Annotated in this window: 26 protein-coding genes; 12 read left to right on the top strand and 14 right to left on the bottom strand. The window is 67.7% G+C overall.

All coding sequences use genetic code 11. The annotated features are described in order from the left end of the window. Position 1: 1 nt before the first annotated feature. The 6 genes from NK718_RS04470 to NK718_RS04445 are packed head-to-tail and all read left to right on the top strand — an operon-like array spanning position 2 to position 6,379. Positions 2 to 1,030: a TRAP transporter substrate-binding protein gene (locus tag NK718_RS04470; RefSeq protein ID WP_254739050.1), complete on the top strand. Its 1,029-nt coding sequence runs from the start codon at positions 2 to 4 to the stop codon at positions 1,028 to 1,030. Between the two features lie 17 nt (positions 1,031 to 1,047). Continuing rightward, entirely contained in the window at positions 1,048 to 1,569 is a 522-nt protein-coding gene (locus NK718_RS04465; RefSeq protein WP_254739046.1) for a TRAP transporter small permease, read from the top strand. Further along, positions 1,566 to 2,783: a CaiB/BaiF CoA transferase family protein gene (locus NK718_RS04460; RefSeq protein WP_254739044.1), complete on the top strand. Its 1,218-nt coding sequence runs from the start codon at positions 1,566 to 1,568 to the stop codon at positions 2,781 to 2,783. The genes NK718_RS04465 and NK718_RS04460 overlap by 4 nt, the downstream gene beginning before the upstream one ends. Positions 2,784 to 2,805: 22 nt before the next feature. Then, a complete protein-coding gene (locus NK718_RS04455) occupies positions 2,806 to 3,936 on the top strand; it encodes a Rossmann-fold NAD(P)-binding domain-containing protein (RefSeq protein ID WP_254739040.1) in 1,131 nt (376 codons plus the stop codon). 54 nt (positions 3,937 to 3,990) lie between these two features. Further along, entirely contained in the window at positions 3,991 to 5,286 is a 1,296-nt protein-coding gene (locus NK718_RS04450) for a TRAP transporter large permease (RefSeq protein ID WP_254739036.1), read from the top strand. A 46-nt stretch (positions 5,287 to 5,332) separates the two neighbouring features. After that, on the top strand, positions 5,333 to 6,379 hold the full coding sequence (locus NK718_RS04445) for a TetR/AcrR family transcriptional regulator (protein ID WP_254739034.1): 1,047 nt from the start codon (positions 5,333 to 5,335) through the stop codon (positions 6,377 to 6,379). A gap of 597 nt (positions 6,380 to 6,976) precedes the next feature. Here the strand turns inward: NK718_RS04445 and NK718_RS04440 are convergent. Further along, entirely contained in the window at positions 6,977 to 7,864 is an 888-nt protein-coding gene (locus NK718_RS04440) for a PhzF family phenazine biosynthesis protein (protein WP_254739032.1), read from the bottom strand. Positions 7,865 to 8,004: 140 nt separating this feature from the next. Further along, positions 8,005 to 8,520: a hypothetical protein gene (locus tag NK718_RS04435; RefSeq protein ID WP_254739030.1), complete on the bottom strand. Its 516-nt coding sequence runs from the start codon at positions 8,518 to 8,520 to the stop codon at positions 8,005 to 8,007. A 205-nt stretch (positions 8,521 to 8,725) separates the two neighbouring features. On the opposite strand from NK718_RS04435, the gene NK718_RS04430 reads away from it, so the two are divergent. Then, on the top strand, positions 8,726 to 8,950 hold the full coding sequence (locus NK718_RS04430) for a hypothetical protein (RefSeq protein WP_254739028.1): 225 nt from the start codon (positions 8,726 to 8,728) through the stop codon (positions 8,948 to 8,950). Between the two features lie 12 nt (positions 8,951 to 8,962). On the opposite strand, the gene NK718_RS04425 is transcribed toward NK718_RS04430, so the two are convergent. From NK718_RS04425 to NK718_RS04415, 3 genes are all read right to left on the bottom strand, one after another. Then, positions 8,963 to 9,829: a sigma-70 family RNA polymerase sigma factor gene (locus NK718_RS04425; protein WP_254739026.1), complete on the bottom strand. Its 867-nt coding sequence runs from the start codon at positions 9,827 to 9,829 to the stop codon at positions 8,963 to 8,965. A gap of 23 nt (positions 9,830 to 9,852) precedes the next feature. Then, a complete protein-coding gene (locus NK718_RS04420) occupies positions 9,853 to 10,167 on the bottom strand; it encodes a putative quinol monooxygenase (protein WP_254739024.1) in 315 nt (104 codons plus the stop codon). Positions 10,168 to 10,338: 171 nt separating this feature from the next. Beyond that, positions 10,339 to 10,977, bottom strand: coding sequence for an adenylate/guanylate cyclase domain-containing protein (locus NK718_RS04415; protein ID WP_254739022.1), 639 nt, complete (start codon positions 10,975 to 10,977; stop codon positions 10,339 to 10,341). A gap of 338 nt (positions 10,978 to 11,315) precedes the next feature. Here NK718_RS04415 and NK718_RS04410 point away from each other — a divergent pair, with 338 nt between their 5' ends. Next, positions 11,316 to 11,720, top strand: a complete 405-nt coding sequence (locus NK718_RS04410; RefSeq protein ID WP_254739020.1) for a DUF1801 domain-containing protein — start codon at positions 11,316 to 11,318, stop codon at positions 11,718 to 11,720. Positions 11,721 to 11,803: 83 nt separating this feature from the next. Here NK718_RS04410 and NK718_RS04405 read toward each other — a convergent pair whose 3' ends face one another. The 6 genes from NK718_RS04405 to NK718_RS04380 form a co-directional block, all read right to left on the bottom strand. Continuing rightward, entirely contained in the window at positions 11,804 to 14,020 is a 2,217-nt protein-coding gene (locus tag NK718_RS04405; RefSeq protein WP_254739018.1) for a SulP family inorganic anion transporter, read from the bottom strand. Positions 14,021 to 14,113: 93 nt separating this feature from the next. After that, positions 14,114 to 15,103 carry an ABC transporter ATP-binding protein gene (locus tag NK718_RS04400; protein WP_254739016.1) on the bottom strand — a complete coding sequence of 330 codons (990 nt, stop codon included), beginning with the start codon at positions 15,101 to 15,103 and terminating at the stop codon, positions 14,114 to 14,116. After that, the gene (locus NK718_RS04395) at positions 15,100 to 15,918 is read right to left on the bottom strand and encodes an ABC transporter ATP-binding protein (RefSeq protein WP_254739014.1); all 819 of its coding nucleotides are present in this window, start codon (positions 15,916 to 15,918) and stop codon (positions 15,100 to 15,102) included. The genes NK718_RS04400 and NK718_RS04395 overlap by 4 nt, the downstream gene beginning before the upstream one ends. After that, the gene (locus tag NK718_RS04390) at positions 15,918 to 16,748 is read right to left on the bottom strand and encodes an ABC transporter permease (protein WP_254739012.1); all 831 of its coding nucleotides are present in this window, start codon (positions 16,746 to 16,748) and stop codon (positions 15,918 to 15,920) included. The genes NK718_RS04395 and NK718_RS04390 overlap by 1 nt, the downstream gene beginning before the upstream one ends. Next, a complete protein-coding gene (locus tag NK718_RS04385) occupies positions 16,741 to 17,700 on the bottom strand; it encodes an ABC transporter permease (RefSeq protein ID WP_254739010.1) in 960 nt (319 codons plus the stop codon). Before NK718_RS04385 ends, NK718_RS04390 begins: the two co-directional genes overlap by 8 nt. A gap of 27 nt (positions 17,701 to 17,727) precedes the next feature. Further along, positions 17,728 to 19,317, bottom strand: a complete 1,590-nt coding sequence (locus tag NK718_RS04380) for an ABC transporter substrate-binding protein (RefSeq protein WP_254739008.1) — start codon at positions 19,315 to 19,317, stop codon at positions 17,728 to 17,730. A gap of 283 nt (positions 19,318 to 19,600) precedes the next feature. Between NK718_RS04380 and NK718_RS21880 the strand changes: the two genes are divergently transcribed. The 3 genes from NK718_RS21880 to NK718_RS04365 are packed head-to-tail and all read left to right on the top strand — an operon-like array spanning position 19,601 to position 22,331. Next, positions 19,601 to 20,461: an IclR family transcriptional regulator gene (locus tag NK718_RS21880; RefSeq protein WP_254739006.1), complete on the top strand. Its 861-nt coding sequence runs from the start codon at positions 19,601 to 19,603 to the stop codon at positions 20,459 to 20,461. After that, positions 20,458 to 21,951, top strand: coding sequence for a M81 family metallopeptidase (locus NK718_RS04370; RefSeq protein WP_254739004.1), 1,494 nt, complete (start codon positions 20,458 to 20,460; stop codon positions 21,949 to 21,951). Before NK718_RS21880 ends, NK718_RS04370 begins: the two co-directional genes overlap by 4 nt. Beyond that, a complete protein-coding gene (locus NK718_RS04365) occupies positions 21,948 to 22,331 on the top strand; it encodes a RidA family protein (RefSeq protein ID WP_254739002.1) in 384 nt (127 codons plus the stop codon). Before NK718_RS04370 ends, NK718_RS04365 begins: the two co-directional genes overlap by 4 nt. A gap of 28 nt (positions 22,332 to 22,359) precedes the next feature. On the opposite strand, the gene NK718_RS04360 is transcribed toward NK718_RS04365, so the two are convergent. The 3 genes from NK718_RS04360 to NK718_RS04350 form a co-directional block, all read right to left on the bottom strand. After that, positions 22,360 to 24,165, bottom strand: a complete 1,806-nt coding sequence (locus NK718_RS04360) for a tetratricopeptide repeat protein (protein ID WP_254739000.1) — start codon at positions 24,163 to 24,165, stop codon at positions 22,360 to 22,362. A 102-nt stretch (positions 24,166 to 24,267) separates the two neighbouring features. Then, a complete protein-coding gene (locus NK718_RS04355) occupies positions 24,268 to 25,428 on the bottom strand; it encodes a zinc-binding dehydrogenase (RefSeq protein ID WP_254738998.1) in 1,161 nt (386 codons plus the stop codon). 137 nt (positions 25,429 to 25,565) lie between these two features. Then, on the bottom strand, positions 25,566 to 26,054 hold the full coding sequence (locus tag NK718_RS04350; RefSeq protein ID WP_254738996.1) for a cupin domain-containing protein: 489 nt from the start codon (positions 26,052 to 26,054) through the stop codon (positions 25,566 to 25,568). A 117-nt stretch (positions 26,055 to 26,171) separates the two neighbouring features. Here NK718_RS04350 and NK718_RS04345 point away from each other — a divergent pair, with 117 nt between their 5' ends. Then, the gene (locus tag NK718_RS04345) at positions 26,172 to 26,489 is read left to right on the top strand and encodes a PepSY domain-containing protein (RefSeq protein WP_254738994.1); all 318 of its coding nucleotides are present in this window, start codon (positions 26,172 to 26,174) and stop codon (positions 26,487 to 26,489) included. The last annotated feature ends 5 nt before the right edge of the window (positions 26,490 to 26,494 follow it).

Raw genomic sequence — 26,494 nt, 5'->3', positions numbered from 1 at the left:
CATGTCGCGGAAAATCGTGTCGTTGCTGTCCATGCTCATGGCGACCGTTGCGATGACGGGCGTCGGACTTGCGCAGACGAAGGATAAGCCACTCGTCCTGAATTACGCCGATATCGAGCCTGCCGGGACCATCCGGACCCGGAACGTCGAGTGGTGGATCAATGAGATCGAGAAGCGGACGAACGGAGCCGTGAAGATCCGACCGTATTGGGCCGGCGCCCTGGTGGGCGGGAAGGACATTCCCATCGGTGTCGCCAAGGGCTATCCGGAGATGGGTTCGAACGTATACATCTACGACGCCTCGTTCGTGCCCGCGCTCGGCGTGTTCGATCTCCCCGTCGCGAAGACAAGCGTCGGCGCCATTCGTGCATTTGCCGACATGGTCCAGAACGACAAGACGCTTCGCGCGGAACTGCACAAGCGCAAGATGATCGGCCTCACCGTGTTCGGCCATCACGGTCCGAGCATGGCCGTGACGACCAAGCCGGTCGCCGGACCGGCCGACGTAAAGGGTCTGCGCCTGCGGTCGCCCGGCGGGCTGCGAGCCGACATCCTGCGCGCAATGGGCGCCGAGGTGGTGACCATGGGGGCCGCCGACGTCTACACCGCCCTTCAGAGGGGCACTGTTGATGGATTGAGCAGCTCGGTCAAGGACATCTACGAGTGGAAATGGACGGACTACGCCAAGTTCGGTTGGTCGCTCGGAATTCCGCTCGGGCCGCCGCTCATCTACGTGATCAACGAGGACGTTTGGAACGGCATTTCACCCGAGATGCAGAAGATCATCCTTCAAACGAGTGCTGAGTTCCTTGACAAGCAGATTGCCGACTATGAGGCCGGTCTCTCCGAATTCTTTGACAAGATGAAAGCCAATGGGGTCACGTTCAAAGAAATACCGCAAATAACAGCCGTGTCCCAGAAGGTGAGTGACGAGGGCGTGCAAATCTGGGTTACGCGCATGAAGGAGGCCGGAGTGCCTGGACAGGAACTGCTCGATGCGTTCCGCAAGACCCTGTCGAAGTACGAATGAAATCGACGAGGCAGGTGATGTTGAAGCTTGTTGAGAAACTGACGGACCTGAATGCCAGGTTCATGCTCGGGCTGAGCATCATCTGCCTCCTCCTTGCCATGGTTCTGGTCAGCGCGGACGCGATCTCACGGAAATTCGGCTACGCGTTACCGGGCGGAGTGCCCATTACAGAATTGTTCGTTGCAGGGCTGGTATTCGGCGGGATCGTTTACGCCCAAGCCAACGGCGTTCATCTGCATGTCGGTATTCTGGACGGGGTCCTTCCGAGGCGGGGCATCGTGCTGACGGATTACTTCGGATTGCTCGTTGGATTCGTCGCGATCGGCATCATCACTTGGTACGGCTTTGCTCAGGCATTCGACTCATGGCTCTCCCACGAGGCGTCCGACGATAAGATCAAGGTACCGTTCTGGCCGTCGCGCTTCGTGCTGGCGCTGGGCAGCCTGCTGCTGTGTCTACAGTTCGTGCTCGATGCAACGAGACTATACCTGACCGGGAAAATGCACCGGTCGCTGGGCAATGTGGATTCGGCCACATGAAAATCCTCGATGGGATTCGGGTGCTGGAACTCGGTGTTTTTGGCCAGGCCCCTCTCGCCGCGTCCATGCTCGGCGATTTGGGCGCCGATGTGATCAAGATCGAGCACCCGGTTACTGGAGACCTGGTCCGCGCGACTGCGAAGCAGTGGGGCAGCCAGCGGCAGATCGAGGTCGACGGAAAGCCGTTCCACCTCGACATCGACATGATGAACCGGAGCAAGAGGGGGATTACCCTCGATGTCGGTAAGCCCAAGGGGCAGGAAATTGCATTCCGGCTTCTGAAGACCTGCGACGTGTTCATCAGCAATCTCAGGCGGGCGTCCGTCGAGGACCGGTGGGGCTTCACCTACGAGCGGATGAAGCAGGTGAACCCCCGGATCATCAGGCTGCTTACCAATGGCGTGGGACGAGACGGTCCGGAGGCGGGGCTCCCTGCTTTCGACCCGGTCGGCATGGCTCGGTCCGGCTTCATGCTGGCTGCATCGCCGCCGGGCACCGAGCCGCGATACCCGATCGGCGCCTTCGCGGACATGCAGGCGGCCGAGATCAACGTTATTGCGGTCCTCGCCGCCCTCCTGGCGCGCGAGCGACATGGGTTTGGTCAGGATATCGCGACGTCGCAGTTCGGCAGTATGCTCTGGTTTCAGCAGCTCAACGTCTACACGACTCTTGTTACTGGTAAGCAGTACGTCAAGCTGCCTCGCTATGAGACCAATACCCCGATCAACCTGGAGTACCGCTGCGGCGACGGGAAATGGATATTCATTGGCGGCGCACAGCCACAGTACTGGGAACCGTTCTGCGGAGCGGTCGGCAGGCCCGACCTCATTTCGGATCCTCGTTTCCTGACGCCAAGTCTCCGGGCCGACAATGCGCGTGACCTGATTCTCCTCCTCGAGGCTTTGTTCCTGACCAAGGCCAGGGACCACTGGATCGACGCACTGAGCCGTGCGGATGTGGTCCATGCTCCGATCAACGAGATGCAGGAGGCCGTGCTCGATGAGCAGGCGCGGATCAACGGCTATATCGTCGATGTGGACCATCCCGTTCTTGGCCAGATCAAGGGGAATGGCTTCCCGATCCAATTCAGTGAAACGCCGTTCGAACTGAAGCGCGTGGCGCCTCAGAAGGGGCAACACACCGACGAAGTCTTGCGGGAGATCGGGTATTCCGAGGACGAGATCAAGGCGCTGCGCGTGGACGGAATCATCTAACCGATCGCCGAGGGGTCATTCGATGGCAGCGAAGAAAGTGCTCGTGGTCGGCGGTACCGGGGTGACCGGCCCCTTTGTGGTGAATGGCCTCATTCACCGCGGCCACCACGTCACGATCTTCCACAGCGGAAGACATGAGGTGGAGTTCGACGAACCGGTCGAACACATCCACGGCGACGCTCATTTTCCCGAGACGATCGCGGCGGCGCTCGGCAACCGTGAATTCGACGTGACCTTCGCCTTGTACGGCAGGCTGCGGTACGTCGCGGACCACATGGCTGGTCGGACGGGCCAGTTCATCTCCAGCGGCGGCGTGTTCTATCGGGGATGGAGCAGGCGAGACGCCGCCGTGAGGGGCGAGGATGACGTGGTCTACTCGACGCTGGCGATGCCGGCCAACGAGGACCACCCGCTGGCCTCCGAGTCCGCGGCGAGCTTTCTGCGCAAGGCGGTCGCCACCGAGCAGCACGTCCGGGAACTACATGATCGGGGAGCGTTCTCCCTGAGTCATTTTCGACTGCCGCGCATCTATGGTCCGCGGGCTTTGGCTGGCGTCGAGTGGGCCATCATACGTCGGCTCATCGACAAGCGCAGGCGCATCATTCTCCCCGACGGCGGGATGATCGCGGAGACGCGGGCCTATGCGGCGAATGCCGCCCACATGATGCTGCTCGCCCTCGACCATCCACGCGAGGCCGCAGGGCAGGTCTTCAATGCGGCGGACGAAAGGACGACGACGATGAGGGAGTGGGTGATGACGATCGCCGCTGCCCTGGGTGTGCGCGATGTCGATCTCGTCTCCGTGCCCTATCAACTTGCTTTCCCCAGCTTTCCCTATGCCCGCGACCCCTTCGTGGCCGGTCACCGCATGCTGGACATCTCGAAGGCGAAGCGCCTGCTGGCTTACCAGGACCTTGTTCCGTTCGAGGAGGCGATTGCCCGCACGGTCGCCTGGTACCGCGATCATCCCCCGGATCCCGGAGGCGAGATCGAGAGGCAACTGGGCGATCCATTCGACTACGGGGCAGAGGACGCCCTGCTGGACCGCATGGACGAACTCGCCCGATCGATCGCGGCAATCCCGCGGCAAGCCTACTCCTTCGTCCATCCCTATCGACACCCCAAGGCGCCTGAGCCAGCGGTTCCGCACTGAGCGAAGTTCGACGCGGCTTGCAGAAAGGAACTGCCCTTGTTTTCGGATCCCCTGGTGATTTCGGCTCTGGGCACCGTCTTGATGTTGCTGCTCCTCGTTGCTCGAGTGCCCATCGCTCACGCGATGTCAATCGTCGGCATCGGGGGCATCTACCTTATTGGGGGCGGCAGGGCAGTCGACAGCCTGATGCGAACGATCCCGTATTCGTCGATCATCGCTTACGGACTGATCGTGCTGCCGTTGTTCCTCGCCATGAGCGAGTTTGCCGCGGCGAGCGGTGTGTCGAAAATGTTCTATGCGTTTCGGAGATGGTTTGGCTGGCTCCCGGGCGGAGAAGCGGTTGCGAGCATATTGGGCGCGGGCGTCTTCGCCGCGATTTGTGGTTCCAGCACCGCCACTGCTGCCGCTGTCGGCAAGATCGCAATCCCCGAAATGCGTGAGAGTGGCTATAGTTGGAAACTTGCAATAGGCAGCGTGACCACCGCAGGCACACTCGGAATTCTCATCCCGCCCAGTGCCATGTTCATCGTGTATGGCATGTTGACCCAGGTGCCGATCGCCCACTTGTTCATCGCCGGGATCATCCCAGGAATTGCGGCAGCCGCACTTTACGCGGCGGTTGCCGTGGGCTGGGCGATCTTGCGTCCGCAGGATGCGCCCCGAAGCGTGGTCCGGTCTTCCTGGTTGGAGCGCTTCGAAAGCCTCAAGCTTTTGGCCCGTCCTGGCATCCTTATCTTCGTCGTTCTCGGCGGAATCTACAGCGGACTGACAACCACTACGGAGGCCGCTGGCCTCGGTGCGCTTGTCGCGTTCCTCATGGTGCTCACTACTCCCGGCGCGACGTTCAGGACGGTAACGCGTTCGATGGGCGCAGCGGTCAGCATCAGCGCGATCATTATGCTTGTGGTGCTCGGCGCAACGATTTTCAGCAAGTTCATCACGATGGGCGGGCTCCCCTTCTTGCTTGTAGACTTCTTCAAGGGGCTTGGGCTTTCTTCGAACGTGATTGTCCTTATGCTCATTTTTGTCGTAATCGTGATGGGTTGCTTTCTCGAGTCGAATGCGATCCTTTTCCTGACTCTGCCGTTCCTGACCCCCGTCCTGACCGCCCTGAATATTGACCTCGTATGGTTCGGCGTACTGATGTGCATTGCGATCGAGATCGGTCTCATTACTCCTCCAGTTGGCTTCAACGTTTATGTCATGAAGGGCATTTTCAAGGAGGTATCACTCGGCGAGATTTTTGCCGGATCGTCCATTTTCCTGATCGGCGCCTTCGCCATCATGGCGCTGGTTTTCCTGTACCCTCCGGTGGCCACTGCTCTTCCCGAAGCATTCAAGGCCCAATGATCGGTCTCCACTGGAGTCGCCGGGCAGTTCGGTGCCGCATTGAAGCTTGGACACGACCGACGCGCAGGCATCAATGATGAGAAATGTAGTTGCGAACCGGAAAAAGCTCTCGCGCATGTCGAGGGCCGAGAGGCAGGAGGACACCCGGCGAAAGCTTCTCGCCGCGGCGGCCGAGGCGGTTGGCGAATTTGGCTATTCCGGCGCGTCGGTGGGCAAGATCACCGCAATGGCCGGCGTTGCCCAAGGAACCTTTTATAACTATTTCGAGTCTCAGGAGGATTTGTTCAACCAGCTGCTTCCCTCGATGGGTAATGAACTGATCGAGTTCATTCGCGAACGGGTTTCCCCCGAGAGTGAGAGTCTCAAGCGGGAGGAACTCGGCTTTCGGGCGTTTTTCGCCTTTCTGGAGTCAAAACCCGCCTTCTACCGCGTGCTAAACGATGCGGAGGCCTTCGCGCCCAAGGCATACCGAGACCATATGGCCAACATGGCCAGAGGGTACACGCGCGCGCTGGAAAAGGCCGCGCAGAAGGGGGAACTGAGGGGCTTCGAACCGCACGAACTGGAAGTTCTGGTCTACATTCTTCTGTCTGCCAGAAACTACCTCAGCTACCGCTTCTGCTTTCGGAGTGCCAAGCCGGCGCGCCTACCGGGGTGGGTGGTTGACGTCTACATGAAGTTTGTGACTGGCGGCTTCCATGGCGGTGGACTGTCGCCGCCGCGGCTTCGGACAGCGCAAGCGCGCCGCAGCCGCAATTCGTCTCCAGAACATGTGGTTTTGGATCAAAGCCAAAACTCGGCAAGGCTGACGACGCAACTCGGTCAGCGCAACATCGAGCCGACCGCGTGGCGGGCGGCAATCGCCTCTCTCGCCGATGCTGCTGTCAGTACGGTGGTGAAAGGTGCCGGGCTCGACGAAAGTACAGTGGCCGGGATCTCCATCGATTTCCAACCGGTTCCCCCGCAATCGACATTGATGGCGCAGGCAATGCTGACCGTCGCGACAGGAAGTACAGGCTATGTCTCGGTCAGCATTTTTGATATCACCGAAACCATCCTGATCGCGCAGGCGCAGGTAAGAATAGTGGGTTGAACTGCTGGCGCGTTGGATTGACCAGTGCTGGACGGCGTAGCAGGCCGTTGAGGCAGTGGTGTTTTCGTCGGCTTCGTGGCCGACGTCGCCATGCTTGTCTGGTGCCCGTGGCGTTGCCCTCTGAAATGACCCCGCTCAGAACCTAGGATTCGTCGACAGGGGACGGAGGATGAGCAAGAGCGGGTTCACTGAGGATCAGATCGGGATCCTTGAGGAGCACCGGGCGGCGGTTACGATTGGAGACATCTGCCGCAGGCACGGGATCAGCAATTCGAAGTCCTGCACGTGGGAGGACTGGGATGAGTGTCAGACGGGCGAGGACACGGAGACCTGTTGCGCGCGCGCTGCTACTTGGAGCGTGCCTGAGCGCAGCGGCGGGCGTGGGCGGCTGCGCGGCGCCCGTCCAGCCTACTCCCGGCGCCGCCCAGGACGGGCGGCCGTACTACGGCTACGGGGGAACCTCGTTCGGCAGTGGGCGCTGACCTGCGGCGGGCAAGGCCGGGATTGCGTCGGCCAGGAAAACGAAGCCAAAGTCGGCAGCCCGCTCTGCCTCATCGCGTCGCCGCGCCGCCATGCCGGTGGGCGGCGGCGGCCCTCCTACAGCAGCGCCTCGCCGCGCAGCATCGGGACGCAGTTGCCGGCGACGCGGGAGCGGACGCCGTCCTCCGCGCGCCGCGACGTGACGTGGAGCAGGCTCGGCCGGCCCATCTCGACGCCCTGCGTCACGGTCAGTCGCGCCTCATCGCCGCCGTCGAGCGACAGCAGCAGCGCGCCGAGCGCGGCGCTGGCGCTGCCGGTGGCGGGGTCCTCCCAGGTGCCGGCCAGCGGCGCGAACATGCGCGCCCGCACCGCGCTCCCCGAACGCGTGTAGAGGAACAGCGACAGGCGGCCGGCGAGCGTGGGATGAAGCCCGGCGAGCTTGCGGTACGTCGCGAGATCGGGCGTGGCCCGCGCCAGGGCCTCGGGCTCGACCTGCGCCAGCACGAACGTGACCCCGACCGAGGCCTGCACCGGGGCGTGCGCCGTCGTGACGACATCCCCGGCGGCCAGCCCGACGCAGGCGGCGATGGCGTCGGCCGGCAGCTCCAGGCCGAGCGACAGAGGCTGGGGCGCGGCGATCTCCGCGCCGGTCACCGCGCCCGCCGCGTCGCGCCGCACGGCGATCTCGACCAGCCCGGCCTTCTGCTCGAAGCGCAGCACGCCGTCGCGGTTGCGCCCATGGCGGGCCAGCACGAAGGCCGTGCCGACATTGGGATGCCCGGCGAACGGCATCTCCGCCGTGCGATGGAAGATGCGGACCCTGGCGTCGTGGGCGGGGTCCTCTGGCGGCAGCACGAAGGTCGTCTCGCTGTAGTTCATCTCCGCCGCCAGCGCCTGCATTTGGGTGTCGCTCAGCCCACGCGCGTCGGTGAACACGGCGAGCGGATTGCCGCCGAAGGGCTGATCGGTGAAGACGTCGACCGTCTCGTAGGGAATGCGCGGCATGGCAGGCTCCGGCTGGGTATCGGGGTCAGCACGTTGTGCCAGCGCCGCGCCCGGAATGCCAATGAGAGGATGGAATGCGACCGATCGCCGCCACGGATGGTTGCGTCATCCGGCGAGGCGAAGAGCGGGAAAGGACAGGCTCAAGCGGCAGGGAGGCCCACGCCGAGGGCGCGTTCCGCGCCGGCCGCCCCGGGCCTGGCGCGCGGCGCCGGAGGTCGCGTCAGCGCCACGGCGACTTTCGCGGCCACTTCGTCGAGCGTCGCTGTGAGCCTGTTCGGGGGTGAAGCTGTCGCCACCCGTTCCGGTCCGTAGCGCGTGACGAGATATTCCCGGCTCTGGCTCAGCGTCGCGAGGTGGGCGGCGGTGCGCTCGCGCAGCTTGAGCCCGGCTTCGGCGGCCAGCGTCGTGCGCGCGCCCAGATCGTGCTGCAGCCCCCGCAGCCGCGCGGGACTGTGGCCGTGGCGCAGGAGAAAGACGTTGAGATAAAGTTCGAGAGCATGAATGGCGGCGAAGCGGAACGGGGCGCGGGTCAAGGGGCGTCCGCGACAACCCTGTTGCTGCAAGAGTTGGGCCGCCTCGCGGTAAAGTTCGGCGAGAGCGAACAACTCCTCGACTGTCGCCAGTTCTCCGGGAAAGTGTTTCGCCTCCAGGGTCATGCCCTCGACGCTAGGGACGGGCGGCCAAGACTTCGTTAAATCAAGGGTTCAGAATCGTACGATGAGCCTTAGGCACGTCGGCAGCTTCTGCTTTGCGCAACGCCTCGCGTTCGTAACGTTAAAAATGCGTTTCGCTGGTCGAGACGATGCATTTCGTTAAATTGATGTCTCAACGGGCTGCGGCCCTTCGGATGGGGAGACGTCGATGTCGGTCCAGAGCTTCGCCAGTGTGTCGTCCCTGCCGGGCCGGGCGATGTTCGCGACGCCCCGCTCTGTCCGCCCGCGCGCCGAGCGCCCCTCTCGCGGAACGTTGCAGCGCGCGTTGCTGACCTGGCGCCTGTGGACGCCGGCCGAGCGCGCGGCGGCCGTCGCGTCCTGCGTGCTGACGCTCGCCGCCGCCGCGATCTGGGCGCACGTCATCGCCAGCTGACGTGCAGCCGGGTCATCCCAGCCGGGTCCAGTCGACGCCGTCCATCACGTAGGGCGCGAACAGGTAATCCCGGATGCGCGCGACGGCGTCGCCGCGCCACTCCAGCAGGACGAAATGCGCCGGAGGGTCGGCGGGGCGGGCCTCGTCGAAGACGAGCATCGCCGGGCGTCCCTCCACCGCGCCGAAGGCGAAGCGCCACTGCGTGGCCTCCGCATAGCGCGTGAAGTAGGGGGCGACGCGGTCGCGTCCGTGCAGATCGAGCCGGTTGACGAGATCGAGCCGGACATCCTCCGCCAGCATCGCCCGGATGCGGTCGAAGTCTCCGCTGCGGAACGAGCCGACATAGGCCAGCATCCGCGCGCGGTCCTCGTCGGACAGCAGCGGCAGTCGCAGGTCGCCCTCGTGCCGGCGGGCCAGCTCCCGCAGCCGAAGGCGGCCGCGCTGCAAGGCCGACTTCGCCGCCGGGACGGTGCAGCCGGCCACCTCGGCGATCTCCTCGACGGAGTGGCCGAGAACGTCCTTCAGCACCACGGCGCAGCGCTGCAGGACGGGAAGCTCCAGGAACAGGCGAAACCCCAGGCTGGCTTCCCCCGGCCGGGCCTCGCCAGCGGGCCCCGGGAGGTCGCCCTCCAGCGGCGAGAGCGGATGGCGCGCCCGCGCCCGCAGCAGGTCGAGGCAGCGATTGTGCGCCGCCCGGAACAGCCAGCCCTCCAGGTTGTCGATCGTCTCGCCGCGCGTCGCGGCCTCGAGCGCGCGCAGGAGCACGTCCTGCACCATGTCCTCGCCCTCGATGGAGGAGCCGACCATGCGCGCGCAATAGCGATGAAGCCTCGGCCGCAGTTCCGCGCAGCGCTCCCGAATATCCGCATTGTCCGCCATGCCGGCCTCCCCGTCGCGCCCGATCAGCGGCGATGCGCCATCACGACCGTGCCGGTCGTCGAGGCCATGGTGGCGAGCGCCGCGATTTTCGGGAAATAGGCGCGCATGCGCGGGTCGGCCCGCATCCCTTCGACGTCGCCCGGGGTCTCCCATTGCGAATGGATCACGACCTGCTTTCCGTCGGTGCTGGCGATCAGGCTCGTCGCGATCCAGCCGGGGAGGGTGCGGATGACGGTCTCGGTGTTCTCCCGCAGCAGATCAACCAGTTGCCGCTGCTTGTCGGGGTCGACCGAGAGGACGTTGATGAGCGTGACGGGCGCGCCGGTGCCGGTTTCCATGGGGATGCTCCTGTGGGATCGAAGCGGGGGCAAAACGCGCCCCGCCATCCCAAGACGTTCCGCATCGCCAAAACGGATCGCGGGATCGAGGATTTTTTCAAAGGCACGGGCCACGGGTCCGGACCGGCTGGCGCGCGCCGGCCTTTTTGCTCGCCTGCGCCCGGGCTGCGCTCAGACCGGGTAGGCCGACGGATTGCGCGCATAGGCCTCCGCGCAAAGCGGAGAACAGAACCAGAGTCCCTTGTCGGCCCTTTTGTACGCCGACAGCGGCGCGTGCATCTTGCAGACCGGATCGATCCAGCGGGGATCGGCGGCTCGCGCGAGCTCGATGGAGAAGACGCCGATCGGGCTGGACAGCGAGCGCAACTGGTGCGGCCCACGGTCTTCCACTGCGACGCCAGCGGCCTTCGCCGCGGCCGCGAAGGCTTCGCTGGCCAGCAGGTCGCCGGGACCCGCCAGCGCGGTCAGCCTCGCCGCCGTGTTGACGGTCGCGCCGAAGACATCGGAGCCCCGCCGGAGGACGGACCCGGAGTGAACGCCGGTCCTGGTCAGCGGGATTCGCGGCTCCTCCCGGCAGCGGCCGAGCAGGGTTCCCAGCGTCGACAGGGCGGCCTCGCAATCGTCGAAGGCCAGCATGACTTCGTCGCCGATCCATTTGAGAGGCGCGGTGCTCCCCAGGCTCTCGTGAACGATGGCCTCGAATACCGAGAGCATGGCGAGGGCGGTCTCGTCACCGTAGACGTCCGTCGCCGCGCTGAACCCGGCGATGTCGATGAAGGCGATCACGGCGTCCGAACGCGTGCCATCCATGGTTCCGCTTCCTCTTCATCTCGTCTCGCGTGGCCCCTTCGCACGTCGCCCGGAGCGGAGGAAGCGCCCGGCCGACCGCCGGGACGACACGCCATCGGTCATGGCCGAGCCGTCGACGCCGGAACTCACCGATCCACAGACCGATCCCTGGTCGCCCATAATGGGCTTGAAGGTGATCCTTTCCTGACCGAGGCTGCTGGTCGCGCCTTCGTCGACGCGGAACAGCGACGAGCGCTCTCGGGCATCGCGCCGGTGAGAAGGCTAGCGGCGGCGAAGCGCTCCGGCAAGGAACAGCCTTCCGACCGGCGAGCGCTCGCACGACATCCCCCGGAGCCCACATGACCGACGCACTCACCCCCTCCGCCCGCATCGACGCCATCGTCACCGGCCTTTCCGACTGGCGAGGCGGGGTGCTGGCGCGCATGCGCGCCCTGATCCACGAGGCCGATCCGCAGGTCGTGGAGGCCGTGAAATGGGTGAAGCCCACCAACCCCTCGGGCGTGCCCACGTGGGAGCACGCGGGGATCCTGTGCACCGGGGAGGTGTACAAGGCCACCGTGAAGCTCACCTTCGCCCGGGGGGCCGCCTTGCCGGACCCGGCGGGCCTGTTCAACGCCGGCTTCGGCGGCGGCACGCGACGCGCCATCGACATCCGAGAAGGCGCGACAGTGGACGAGGACGCCTTCAAGGCCCTGATCGCGGAAGCAGTGGCGCTGAACCTGGGCCACAGGGGCGGATCGTGAGGGCTCGGCTCGCGTGAAAGCCTGCCTCGGGGGGACGCCCACTCCGAACCCCGTTTCCGGCAAGCGATGCCGCCCACCATCGCTTAGGCGTCCTCGGCGGCCCTGATCTGATCGGTGGTCACGCTCAGGCGCTCGGCCAGGATGCGGGCGATGTTCTTGAAGAACAGCGTCGCGAGCAGGGGATCCTCCCGTCCGAGGGCGTCGAAATCGGCCTGCGACAGGGCGAAACAGCTTAATGGGCCCTCGGCGACGATGGACGCGGTGCGGCGCGCGCCGCGAAGGAACGCCATCTCACCGACCGCCGTCCCCGCCCCGTAACTGCCGACCCTGATGGCCTTTCCCTGCGAACCGACATTGATCCAGATGCCGACCGAACCTTCGACGATGATCCATATGGCGTCGCCGTCGTCGCCTTCGCGACACAGGAGGTCGCCGCCGGCGAGGCTCAAGGCGCTCAGTCGCCGCCCGAACTTCTCGTTCTGTTCCGCGCTGAAGCCGCGTGTCACTTCCAGCTCGCCGAGCGTGGCCCCGAGACTGGGATGGGTCCTGTCGTCCAGGCGGCCCAGGATGCGCTCCTCGCAGGCCTCCAGCGCCGCGTCGCGATCGACGAAGAAGAGCTGATCGTTCGTCGGGTCGTAGCTCTTCAGCTCCTCCAGGGCGAATGCCAGGCCGACGGGCACGCCGCAAACCGAAACCGAGCGCGCGGTGGATCGCCAGCGGCGAACGATGGCGCCGAAGGTCGCGATGGCGGACGCGTCGATGGAGGTGACCCGGCGAAGGTCCAGAACGAGATTCTTCGTTCGTGAATCGACGCGGAGGGTGTCGCGGCTCAGTTCGGCGACGTTGCCGAAAAAGACGGGGCCCTGGAGCGCCAGAACCAGCGTCTCCTTCGCGTGCTCGCGCAAGTAGGAGACGTCGCGCATCGACCGCGTCTTCTTCGAGCGCGCCACGTCGCCCCAGTGCCGCGAGCGGATCAGCAGGCTGGCCGAATCCGCGATGAAGATCCAGCATGCCGCCATCATGCCCAGCGCCGCGCCCAGCACGACGTAGCCGGAGGCTGTCACGACCATGACGATCGCGATCACGGCGATGCTGCGCTTGGCGATGTGGCGGGACGCGTCGTCCGGCGAGCGGGCCATCCGGATGACCTGACGGACGCTCCAGCTGTCGAAGATGCCGATGCCGATCAGCACGAGCTGCCCGCTGACCACGACGAAGGGAACATAATTCAGCAGTCCGATCCCGACCGTGGCGACGAGGATCATCGCTCCGGCGCGAACGAGGTCGCTTGCCGGGCCGAGCCCCCCGGACCGCCACATCGCGGCGGTCTGGGACATGCTGCCGCTGGAGGGGACGCCCATGGGCGAGGCCAGCATGTTGGTCAGGCCGAGCCACATCAGCAGCCGGTACTTGTCGACCCGGTGGTGGGACGCGTTCTCGACCATCCGGGCCGTCATGCTCGTCTCGACAATGCCGATGGCGGCGACGGTCAGCGCGCCCAGCACGAGGTCTACGAACACCGCGCTCGGCAAGCCCGTGAGCGCCACCAGCAGCTCGGAGGGTCCGGTCAGGACGGCGTCCAGAGGGCCTTCCGCCACCGACAGGCGAGGTCCCAGCCAGTGCTCCGGCACCACGGTGAGCGCGGCGTAGTAGAGAGCGATGCCGGCGGCGAAGTTCACCGCCGCCGCGGGCAGGCGCGGGGCCAGGCGCGGCAGCAGCAGCCCGATCTTGACGAACACGACGAGGAAGACGAGCGGCGCCCACGCGGCCAGTTCCGCCGGCGGCCGGGTCACGAGATCGCCGAGGGACGAGCGGTTGAGGACGAACAGCACCTGCGAGCTGATCGTGAGGAACGCCACGCCGTTGAGAAACCCGGCGACCACGGGGTACGGCGTGAACTCGATGATGCTGCCCGCCTTCAGCATCGCAAGGCCGAGCTGGGCGAGGCCGGTGAACAGCACGCCGGCGGTCATCAGGGCGATCATTCGGAGCGGGTCGTTGGCGAGGGCCGGATGGGACGCCAGCGACGAGATCAGGATGGCCTGGGTGACGCAAACCGTCGAGACCGGCCCCGCGACGGCGCTCGCGCGAAACACGGCCGCGGAAAGCAGGGCCGAGATGGCGCCGGCCAGCAGGCCGAACACGGCTCCCGCGAACAGGTAGGACGATCCGAGCGCGGAAAAGCTGAGCACGCCCGCGGCGAGCGCCGCTGGAATGCTGACAGTCGCGACGGAGATGCCCGCCGCGAATTCCTGGTACCAGGGCCGACCCGGCAGTTCGGTTTCTACCTGATCGACCACGCCTACAACCAATGCTCGGGTAAGTTGCAGAACTGTGCAGGCCCGGCCGCATTTGTCAAAGAGGCGCGACGAGTTTCCGCCGCCGAAGCAGCCTTATCCCTGGCCGGCATTCGCGCCGTCCGCGCCGGCCTGGGCCGTCGGCCAGAAATGGCAGGAGACGTGGTGGCCCGGGCCCACCTCGTGCCAGCGCGGGCGACCGGTGGCGCGGTGGTCCTCGCCGAAGCAGCAGGGGGACAGGTCGGCCTCGTGCCGGGGGATGTGGGGCTCGGGTGCGACGCGGGCCAGGCGCGCGCGCTGGAGCGCGGGATCGGGAATCGGCACGGCGTCGAGCAGGCTCTGCGTGTAAGGGTGGACGGGCGTTTCGTAGATGCGGTCGGCGTCGCCCAGCTCGACGATCCGCCCGCCGAACATCACGGCGAGCCGGTGCGCGAGGGAGCGCACGATGGCGAGGTCGTGGGCGATGAACAGGTAGGACAAGCCGAGCTTGTCCTGCAGCTCCGACAGAAGCTGCACGATTTGCGCCTGGGTCCGCACGTCGAGCGCCGAGACGGGTTCGTCGCACACCACGAGGTCGGGGTTCACCGCCAGCGCGCGGGCGATCACGATGCGCTGGCGCTGGCCGCCGGAGAACTCGTGCGGATAGCGGTCCACGACCTTGGGGTCGAGGTGGACCAGGGACAACAGTTCCGCCACGCGCTCGGCGCGTCGGTTCGGCGGCACGGCGCGGTGGACGGCGAGCGGCTCGCTGAGGATCTGCCCGACCGTCATGCGCGGGTGCAGGCTGGTATAGGGGTTCTGAAGCACGAACTGCATGTGCCGGCGCATGGCGCGCAGGTCGCCCGAGGCCATGTCGGTCAACTCGCGCCCGAGCAGCCGCACCGACCCCGCGCTCGGCCGCTGCAATTGCAGCACGGCGCGGCCGGTCGTCGTCTTGCCCGACCCGGATTCGCCCACCAGCCCGAGCGTTTCGCCGCGGCGCAAATCGAAGGAGACGCCCTCGACGGCGCGCACGGCCGGCCGCCCGCGCCGCGGCGGGAAGGTGACGCGGAGGTCGCGCACGCTGAGCAGGGGCTCCTCGATCATGAGCTCCGCCTCGCCGTCTCGATGCGCGGGATCGCCGCCAGCAGCGCGCGCGTGTAGGGGTGCTGCGGATCCCGGAAGATCGCGTCGACCGCCCCGCGTTCGACGATCTCGCCCCGGTGCATCACGAAGACCTGCTCCACCATGCCGGCGATCACGCCGAAATCGTGCGTGATCAGCATCAGCGCCATCCCCAGCTCGTGCCGCAGCCGCAGCAGCAGCCGCAGGATCTGCGCCTGCACGGTCACGTCGAGCGCGGTGGTCGGCTCGTCGGCGATCAGCAGGTCGGGTTCGCACGACACCGCCATGGCGATCATGACGCGCTGGCGCATGCCACCCGAGAACTGGTGCGGATAGTCGTCGGCGCGCGAAGCGGGGTCGCGGATGCCCACCAGCCCGAGCAGGTCGACGGTGCGCCGCCGGGCCGCGCGGCGCGACAAGTTCTGGTGATGGCGCAGCATGTCGTCGATCTGCTGGCCCACGGTCATCACCGGGTTGAGCGAGGCCATCGGGTCCTGGAACACCATGGCGATGCGCCGTCCGCGCACCTGCTCCATCTCTCGCGCGGGAAGCTGCAGCAGGTCGCGCCCGCGATAGGCCACGCGCCCGCCCAGCGTCACCGAGGCCCCTTCCGGCGCCAGCCGCAGGATGGCGCGCGCCGTCACGCTCTTGCCGCAGCCGGACTCGCCGACGAAGCCGACGGCCTCGCCCGGGGCGACGTCGAACGAGATTCCCTTGACCACCGGCGCGGCCGCGCCGGCGCGGCCGAAGGCGGCCGTCAGGTCGCGCACCTGCAGGAGCGGGCCGGCGTCGCTCATCACCGGCTCCCCACGTCGAGGGCTTCGCGCAGCCCGTTGGCGAGCACGATGAAGGTCAGCGAGGCGAACACAATGGCGATGGCGGGGCCGATCACGGTGAGCGGCGCGAGTTCCATGAACTGGCGCGCCTCCGCCAGCATGCTGCCCCAGTTGGGATCGGGCGGCGGCGGCCCGAGCCCCAGGAAGGAGAGCGCCGTGACGGTGAAGATGGTGTTGGCCAGCGTCAGGCTGGTCTGCACGATGATCGGCGACACCACCAGCGGCAGCACGTGGCGCGTCGCGATGTCGAACTCGCGCACGCCGACGCTGCGCGCCGCCTCCACGTGGTCCCACCGCTTCACGCTGAGCACCGGGGCGCGCACCACGCGCGCCAGCGTCGGCGTGTAGACGATCGCGATGGTGAGGATGAGATTGGGCACGGTCGGCCCCAGCGCCGCGACCACGGCGATGGCGAGCAGGAAGACCGGGAAGGCGAAGATGACGTCGAGCAGGCGCATGACGACGAGGTCGACGCGCCCGCCCAGATAACCCGAGGCGAGGCCCAGCACGAGGCCGGCGCACAGCGCCAGCGCCACCGAGGCGAAGGTGATGAGCAGCGTGCTGCGTCCGCCCACGATGAGGCGGCTCAGCAGGTCGCGTCCGATCGAGTCGGTGCCGAGCCAGTGCTGCGCCGTCGGCCCGGCCAGGGAGTCGGGGGTCGTCCGCGACGGGCTGTAGGGCGCGAGCGACGGCCCCAGCACCATGACGGCCACGAGCACGGCGAGCATGACGAGCCCGATCGTCAGCAGCAGGCGTCCACGCGCGCCGGGCCGGGGCGCGGCGTCATTCATAGGACACCCTGGCGTCGACCCGCGCGTAGGCGATGTCGACGGCGACGTTCATCAGCAGCACGACGGTGGCGGCGACCAGCACGATGGCCTGGATGGCCGGGTAGTCGCGCGTGGTGACGGAGTCGAACAAATATTGCCCCATGCCGGGGATGGTGAAGATGGTCTCGATCAGGATGCTGCCGCCCAGCAGCGCGGCGAGCTGCAGGCCGGCGACGGTGATGACCGGCGTCAGCGCGTTGCGCACGAGGTAGTGGAGCAGGATGGCGCGGCGCGGCAGGCCCTTGGCGCGCGCCACCATCACATAGTCCTGGCTGGAGACCTCCAGCACGGCGGCGCGCGTGTTCTCCGAGATCGTCACCGACACCGTGAGCCCGAGCGACAGGGCGGGCAGCAGCAGGCTGGTGAGGTTGGCGAGCGGATCCTGCATAAAGGGCGTGTAGTTGAAGATGCCGACGCTGGGGAAATACAGCCCGAACAGCAGCACGATCAGCGTGGCGACGACGAAGTTGGGCACGGCCAGCAGCAGGCTGTTGAGGCCGCGGACCAGCCAGTCCGCGCTGCCGCGCAGGCGCGCGGAAGCCAGCCCCGTGGCCGACCCGAGCACGAACGCGATGACGCCGGCCATCGCCGTGAGCTGCGCGGTGACGAGGAAACGCGGCAGCAGATCGGCGGCGACCGGCCGTTTGGTGACGAAGGAGCGCCCGAGATCGCCGACGAGCGCGCCGGACAGCCAGGCGAGGTACTGCTCCCACAGCGGGCGGTCGATGCCGAGCTGGCGGCGGATGGTGTCGAGCGCCTCCGCCGAGATCGACGTCGTGCCGGCCGCGGCCTGCGCGAAGTCGCCCGGCAGGGCGCGCATGAGCATGAACGCCACGACCGACACGCCGAGCAGGATCGGAATGGTCAGGGCGAGGCGCAGCAGCACCATCCGCCCCATCGTCCCGGCCCCCATGCTAGCGCCCCCGCCGCCCGCCTTCGCTCACTTGTCGATCCAGGTGGTGCGCACGAAGGAGCGGATGTTGGAGGCGAGCGGCACGTAGCCCTTCACGTAGCTCCACCACGCCTCCCAGCGCAGGGGATACTGGTAGATGTCGAGCACGTAGGCCTGGTCGCAGATGCGCCGCTGGATCTGCTGGTAGGCGGCGGCCCGCTTGGCCGGATCGAGGATGGCGCGCGCGCCCACGATCATGGCGTCGAGCTCGGCGTCGTTCATGCCCATCGACTTGCCATAGGCGTTGCTCGAGAGCAGGCGCGAGACGATGGCGTCCGGGTCCGGGCTCCACGACAGCGCCACCGAGAGCAGCGTCGGATACTCTCCCTTCACCCACATCGCGAGCAGGGGCGCGGTCTCCATCGGCTTGATCGCGACCTTGATGCCGGCCTCCGCCCATTGCTGCTGCAGGATCTGGGCGCAGCTGACGTCGAGCGGGTTGGCGGCGACCACGATGTACTCGCCGAGGTCGATGCCGTTGGGATAGCCGGCCTCCGCCAGCAGCGCCTTCGCGCCGGCCGGATCGGTCTTGTAGTAGGGCATATCGCCGACGCCGTCATACCCGCCGACATGGCTCTCCGGGATCATCGCGGCGACCTTGCCCGATCCGCCGAGCACCGTCTGGAGGCAGGCCTGCCGGTTGGCGGCGAGGCTGAGCGCGCGGCGCACGCGCACGTCGTTCAGCGGCTTGTCCTTCATGTTCATCCACACCGGGAAGGTGCGGGTCGTCTTGCCCGGCGCGGAGACGAGATCGGGCGAGGTACGCACGATCTGCGCCGACACGCGCGGGTCCTTGAACCACGTCATGTCGATGGCCTTGGATCGCAGGGCCGTCGTCAGCGAGGCCTGGTCCTTGAAGAACCGGAAGGCGACCGACTCCAGGTAGGGCTGGCCGGATTCGTAGTAGTTCGGATTGGCCTTCAGCAGGAATTGCTGGTTCGGCTCGTAGGATTCGAACACGAACGGCCCGGTGCCGACCGGCTTGGTGGCGAGATCGCCGACGCCGCGCGGGGTGATGCAGCCGATCGGGTTCGTCGCCAGGAAGCTGAGGAAGGTCGCGCTCGGCGCGCTCAGCTCGAACCTGACGGTGAGCGGGTCCACCACCGTCACGGATTTGATGTTCGAGAACAGCGTGGCGTTGGGGCTGGCCGAGGCGGGGTCCTTGATGCGGTCGAACGTCGCCTTCACGTCCTCGGCGTCGAGCGCCTTGCCGTTGTGGAATTTCACGCCGCTGCGCAGCTTGAAGACGTAGGTCGTCTCGTTGGGCTGCTCGAAGCCGACGGCGAGGTCCGGCTCGATCTTCATCTCGGCGTTCCAGCGCAGCAGGCCGGTGTAGAGCAGCGAGGTGAAGTCGTAGGAGGAGAACGCCGCGGTGGTCACCGGGTCGAGGCCGATGGGGTCGGCGTCGGCGCCGATCGTCAGCCGCCCGCCGCGCTTGGGGGCGGCGCCCTGGGCCAGCAGGCGCGGGCTCGCCGCGAGCGTGCCGCCCATGACGAGGAGGCGTAGCGCGGTCCTGCGCTCGATACCGCGACTCAGAGCTTCCCCAAGACCCTCGAGCATTCCCTCGCCGTCGCGCATCACCATCCCTCCCTGGCTGGCCTGACTGCCGCCGGCCTTGGGCTCGGTCCGCGCCCATGCCGGACCTGGCTCCGTCGCCGTCGCAGAATGTAAGACAGGCTTGCAGGACGATGATTGTCTTGGCGGCGCGGGCTGTCAATCGCGGACTCGCGAATACAGAAGAACATCCGTCCTTCGGACCTTGAAATGCAAGGCAAAGCCCTGTTCACTGCCGGAAGACAGCATCAAATGTCGTCCTATATTGTAGGACGATGCCTCGACGCCGGGGCGAGGGGAGAACGGCGTGGCTCACGACGAACTCAGCCGGGACACACTCAGCCGGGACACCGCAAGGCGCGCCGCGTCGCTCCGCGCCGCGCCGGGGACCGCGCGCATCCAGTCGATCGCCCGCGCCAAGGCGATCCTGGAGGCGCTCGCCGCCCATGACGCCGGCTGGGTGACGTTGCGCGAGATCGCCGCGGCCACCGGGCTGGTGAAGACGACGGTGTTCAACCTCGTCATGGCGCTCGTCGAGGTGCGGCTGGTCGAGCACGACCCGGCCCAGGGCGCCTATCGCCTCGGCATCGAGCTGATGGCCTTCGGCCGCGCGGTCGAGCGGCGCACGGACCTTATCGGCTTCATGCGGCCGTTCCTGGTGCGCCTGTGCGCCTCGACACGCGAGACCGTGAACCTGGCGCTGCCCGGGCCTTCCGACGTGCTCATCGTCGACAGTCTGGAGGGCTCGCAGTCGCTGCGCGTCACCTCCTATGCCGGCACTCGCGCCTCGTATCATTCCACCGCCTGCGGGCGGGCGCTTCTGGCGCACGATCCCGCGCAGTCCCGCCGGCAGATCCTGGCCATGGAGCAGCTGGCGCCGGTGACGCCGCGCACCACCATCGACCGCAAGCGCCTCGAAGCCATTCTCGACCTGTGCCGCGCACGCGGCTTCGTCGAAGAGGTCGAGGAAAACGAGCTGGGCGCGGCCTGCGTGGGAGCGCCCCTCCTCGACGCCAGCGGCCACGCGATCGCGGCGGTCAGCATCGCCGGGCCGCTGACACGCATGAGCCCCGCGACGCGCGAGCGCATCGGGGAGCTTCTGGTCGAGACGTTGGACGAAGCACGCCGCAGCCTGCTCGATCCCACCAGGCAGAAAGGGTCCCCATGACACGCATCCTTCTCGGCGGCCTCTTCCACGAGACGCACACCTTCGTCGAGGACATCACCCGCGCCGACGCGATGCACACGCGCGTCGGAGCGGAGCTGCTGGCGCGGCGCGGCGACGCCTCGACGGTCGACGGCTTTCTCGCCGTCGCGGAGCGCCACGGCTGGACGGTCGTGCCGACGCTCGAGACGATGACGTTGCCCTCCGGCACGCTGGACCACGCCATCTTCGAGGATTTCTGGACGCGCTTCGAGGCGATGGCCCGGCCCGCGCTGGCGGAGGGCCTGGACGGCATCTGGCTGGCCTTGCACGGCGCCATGGTGACGACAGGCTCCGACGACCCGGAAGGCGAGCTGCTGGAGCGCATCCGGTCGCTGCCCGGCGCGGCGGACCTGCCGCTCTTCGCGGTGTTCGACCTGCACGCCACGTTCACGCCGCGCATGGCGCGCTTCGCCGACGGGCTCGTCGGCTACCGCGAGAACCCGCACGCCGACGCACGCGACGCCGCGGTGCTCTCGGCGGAACTCCTCGCGCGCTCGCTGCGCACGCGGGTCCGGCCGCGCATGGTGTCGCGCAACTACCCGCTCGTCTGGCCACCGACGGGCACCGGCACGGCCGACCGGCCCATGCGCTCGATGAGCGAGTGCGCCCGCGCCATCGAGAGGGACGATCCCGCCGTGTGGGCCGTCAGCATCGTCGGCGGCTACTCCTTCGCCGACACGTTCCACACGGGCGTCGCCGCCGTCGTCATCACCGACGGCGACGCGGCGGCCGCCGAACGCCACCTCGACGCCATCGGCGAGATCGCCGTGCGGGAGCGCGAGCTGGGCGTCCCGGCCGAATGGGAGCTCGACGCGGCCATCGACGACGCGCTCGCCCGTCCGCCGGCAGGGCCGTGCATCCTGGTCGAGCCGGCCGACAATATCGGCGGCGGCGCGCCCGGCGACTGCACCAGCATCCTGCGCGCCTTCGTCGCGCGCGGGCTCGACAACGCCGCGGTCGTGATCGCCGACGCCGCGGCCGTCAAGGCCTTCTCGGCTGTCGCGCCGGGGACGCGCATCCGCCGCGCCATCGGCGGCAGCAGCCGCCTCGATCCCGGCCCGCTGGAGCTCGAGATGGAGTTGCTGTCGCGCTCGGATGGCCGTTTCCGCCTGGAGGACGTGAACAGCCATCTCGCCGCCGCGCAGGGCGTCAACATCGAGATGGGGCCGTCCGCGACCGTGCGCTGCGGCGGCGTCACCATCCTGCTCACCTCGCGCAAGACGCCGCCCTTCGACCTCGGCCAGCTGCGCTCCCAGGGCATCGAGCCGGAACGTCTCTCGTTCGTCGGCGTGAAGGCGGCCGTCGCCCACCGCCGCGCCTATGACCGGCTGGGCGGCCGCAGCTACTGGGTGAGGACGCCGGGTCCGTGCCCGAGCGATCTCACCACCTTGCCCTACCGGAAGATCCGCCGCCCGATCTTCCCGCTCGACCCGCCATGGAGGCCCGCATGACCCTCGTCCCCGAGTATCCGGCGCGCGCCGACACGCCGCGCTCGCACCTGCCGTTTTCCCCTTGCGTCAAGGTGGGAGGGTTCGTCTTCGTGTCCGGGCAGGCCTCGGTCGACGCCAGCGGCGCCATCGTGCCCGACAGCTTCGAGGGGGAGATGCGGCGCTCGCTCGACAACATGCGACAGGTGCTGGAGGCGGCCGGCTGCACGCTGGCCGACGTCGTGCAGACCCGCAACTACGTAGCCGACCCAGCCGACCTCGCCGCCTACAACAGCATCTACCGCTCCTATTTCGCGCAGCCTTTGCCGGCCCGCACGACGCTCACGGGGTGCCTGGCGGGCTTGAAATACGAGATCGAGTGCATCGCCGTGGCTCGCGGCTGAGCGGCCGGAGGCGGCCGGGCGACGGGTTTCAGGAGAGGCCCGCCAGGCGCAGCGCCTCCACTTCGGCGTCGAGGAGGGCCTGGTTGCGCCGGAACTGGGTGGCGCGCCACCCGGCGAGCGTGAAGCAGGGGCGCAGGCTCAGGAGCCGCCTTGCGGTCTCCCGCGCCAGGTCCGGGCGATCCGTCTGCTGATAGGCGATGGCGAGGTCCGTGAGGCCGAAGCCCGCCGCTCGCGCATCGAACGCCTTGAACGCCGCGATGGCTTCCTCGAAACGCCCCGTCAGGCGGTAGGCGTTGCCGAGGTGCCCCAGATAGTTGGCCGGGTAGGTGGGACTGAGCTGCATGGCGCGCTCGATCAGCGGCACGGACTCATGCGGATGGCCGGCGCAGGCCAGCAGGAACGAGCCCAGCGCGGAGGCGTCGGCGGAACCGGGCGCCGCCGCCACAGCACGTCGGGCATGGGCCACCGCGTTCGGCCAGTCGCCCTCGATCATCGAGATCATGCCGAGGCAAATATGCGCGTCCGGGTTCTCGGGGTCGCCGCGCAGGGCCTTGTCGGTGAAGCTTCTGGCCTGCGCGATGGCGACCGCGCGGTCCTCCCACCAGCCAAATCGCGCGTCGGCGCAATGCATGAAGCCGACCATCGCGTTGAGGGCGGGCGCGTCCGGATCCAGAGCCAGGGCCTGCCGCCACAGGGCGAGCGCCCGGCTGCAATTGTCCTTCGAGACGGCCGCGCGATAGAGCGACAGGCCCTGCATCCACAAGGACCACGCCTCGACATTGACTGCGGTGGTGTAGTGCCGGCGGGCCTGCTCGCCTTCGGTGAGCTTCACCTGCAGCTCGGTCGCGAGCACGAGCGTGATCTCGTCCTGAACGGCGAAAAGGTCGTCGACCGGCCGGTCGTAGCGCTCCGCCCAGACGTGGTCGCCGGACCGGGCTTCGATGAGCTGGGCGGTGATCCGGACGCGGCCGCCGGCGCGCCGCACGCTGCCCTCCAGCACATAGCGGACGTCCAGTTGCTTGCCGACGTCGCGGACATCCACCGCGCGCCCCTTGTAGACGAAGCTCGAGTTGCGGGCGATGACGCGAAGGCCGGTCAGCTTCGACAGCGTCGTGAGAATGTCCTCGACGAGACCGTCGGCGAAGTACTCCTGCTCGGGGTCGCCGCTCATGTTCTGGAATGGCAGGACGGCGAGCGACGGCAGCTCGCGCGGCGGAAGCGCCAGCCCCGCGGGGGCGGGCGCCGCCGGGCCGGACGCCGCCGGGCCGGGCGACTCGGCGCTCGCGAGGCGGAACACGCGCAGGGGCCGCAGGATGTTTTTCAGCCGCACCTCGCCGGCGTCGGCGAACTCGACCGCCACCTTGCCCTGGACCTGTCGCCAGACGTCCTCCGAGATGGTCACGCCGCCGGGATCGGCGATCCCCTCCAGGCGGGCGGCGATATTGACGCCGTCGCCCAGCAGGTCCGCGTCGTCGACCACCACATCCCCGACATGGACCCCGATCCGCAGGGCCATGAGCCGATCTGCGGGCCGGCCTTGCTGGCGGTCCACGATGCCCTTCTGGATCACCACGGCGGCCCGAACGGCGGCGACGGAGCTGGAGAATTCCGCCAGCAGTCCGTCGCCGGTCGATTTGATGATGCGGCCTCGGGCGGCCAGGATCGTGGGATCGATGAGGTTGCGCCGATGGTCCTTGAGAGCCGCCAGCGTCCCCTCTTCGTCGAGCCCCGTGAGACGGCTGAAGCCGACCACGTCCAGGGCCAGGATGGCGGCGAGGCGCCGTTCCAGCGCCGGGCCGTCACTCACTCCGTCGGGCGCGGTGAGTCCATCCATCGGCGTCGTGGCTCCGATCGGCCATCCGTCACGGCGGGCCCGCTAAACTAGCGGTGGCGGCTCGTGCTTGGCAATGACGCCTCCGAGCCCCCGACCTCGCGCTCAGGAGACGAGTTCGGGGAAGGGCACGATGGTCGACTTCACCGTCCTCATGGCCAGCGCGTCGGCCACGGCGTCCCTGATGCCCTGCTCCGAGAACGGATAGATCGTCTGCATGTCCAGCCACGGGTACTTGTCGCGCGCGCGGTAGAGCATGTCGACGCCGAGCGGCAGGTCGTTGGCGGTGAAGCCCCACGAGCCGAGCAGGTTGATGTCCTTGGTGCAGATGCGGTGCCAGGAGGTCTCGATGGAGCCCGCGTCGGTGAACTGACCCATCTCGATATAGGTGCCGCCGTCGCGCAGGAACTCGATGCCCTCGGGCCCGGCGGTGGGATGGCCGGAGCAGTCCATCACCACGTCCGCGCCATAGCCGCCGGCCAGTTCGCGCACGCGCCGGATGCGCTCGTCGGACGTCTTGAACGTCTCGATGTCGACGGTGGCGTGCGCGCCGAAGCGTCGGGCGAGCTCGAGGCGGGGCTTCTCCGGCGCGCCGACGCAGATCACCTTGCCGGCCCCCATTTCCTGCGCCGCCGCCACGGCGAGGATGCCGATCGGCCCGGAGCCCTGCACGACCACGGTGTCGCCCCAGGTGAAACCGCCGGCGCGCGCCGCCCGGTTGAAGCCCCTGATGCACGAAGTCAACGGCTCCGACAGCGCGCCGAGGCGCAGCGACATGTCGTCCGGCAGCTTGTAGATCTTGGTGCCCGGCAGCATGTCGAGATCGACATAGACGTACTCGGCCCAGCCGCCCCACAGATGCGGCGCCTTCTCGAAGCCCAGGTAGCGGCCGTAATAGACGGGCGTCAGGCACTTGTTCGCCGTCTGCGGGTAGTGAAGGCACCAGTGGCAGCGCCCGCACGGCATCAGCGGCGGGATCATCACCTTGGAGCCGACATCGAGCGGCTTGCCCATGAAGTCCTCTGTGAGGTCCGCGCCCTTCTCGACGATGACCGCGCCGACCTCGTGCCCCAGCGTGAACGGCCAGGGCAGGGGCTTGGGCCAGTGGCCCTTGAGGATGTGCAGGTCGGTCCCGCAGACGCCGCACGCGCCGATCTGCAGCAGGGCCGCCTTGCGCGGCACGTTCGGCCACGGAACCGTCCTGATCACCGGCTGCGCGCCCGGCCCGTCGAAGGTGGCGACTCGAATTTCGGCAGCCCGTCCCATCTGTGTTTCCCCTGTCCCCGGCGCCGTCCTCTGGCGGGGCGGCCGGGCGAGAGTGGCGGGCCGAACGGGGCCTTGCAAGCCGCGCCTTCGCGCCGCCGCCATGCACCGGGCGAGGGCGCGGGACCACCGCCGCGACGTCAGGGATGCTTGTGGATCGGGTCCACCCAGTAGACCGTCTCCGGCTTCTCGACCGGCTCGACATCCGTGATGTTGACGACCACGGCCTCGTTGTCGGAGCGCACCAGCACGCATTCGAGGACTTCGTTGGGGTCGGCGTTGATCTCCTGGTGGGGCACGTAGGGCGGCACGTAGATGAAGTCGCCCGGCCCGGCCTCCGCCACGAACTCCAGCCGGTCGCCCCACCGCATCCTCGCCCTGCCGCGCACGACGTAGATGACGCTTTCCAGCGCGCCGTGGTGATGCACGCCGGTCTTGGCGTCCGGCTGGATCGACACCGTGCCAGCCCAGATCTTCTGCGCGCCCACGCGGGCGTGGTTGATCGCCGCCTGCCGGAACATGCCCGGCGTCTGGGCCGTGTTGGAGTCGAGCCGGTCGCCCTTGATGACGCGGACGCCGTCGTGCTTCCAGGCGGGCTCGTGCTCGCCGTGATGGGTGTGGTCGCTCATCTCGCGCCTCCAGGTTGTGCGGAGGAGGATAGCGGAGGCGGGCCAGGGGGGAAGCCCCGGCCCTGCGCACGCGAAATTCAGCAAGCGTTCATGCGAAGCGGTGCTAGAGTGCCGGCCATGACGTTCGCCCGGACTCTCGTTCCCGCCTTCCTTGCGCTGATCGCCGCGCAAGGCGCCGAAGCCGCTTCCGCCGGCAAGACGCATGGCTGCCTCAACGAGGCCGAAATCCGCGAGGAAGTGGCGGCCAAGCGCGTCATCGCGCAGGTCGCCGCGCTGCGGGCCGCGCGCTCGCAGGTGGGGGGCGAGGCGGTGCGGGCGCGGCTGTGCCGCTCGGACGCGGGGCTCGTCTATTCCATCACCGCGCTGAAGCGCGACGGCAAGGTCGTGCGGGTGCTCGTCGACGCGACGTCCGGCCGCATCGTCGCAGAGAAGTGAGGATT

It is taken from the genome of Alsobacter ponti (assembly GCF_024294805.1).
GTDB classification, from domain to species: domain Bacteria; phylum Pseudomonadota; class Alphaproteobacteria; order Rhizobiales; family Beijerinckiaceae; genus Alsobacter; species Alsobacter ponti.
This window is presented reverse-complemented; position numbering and strand designations above follow the sequence as displayed.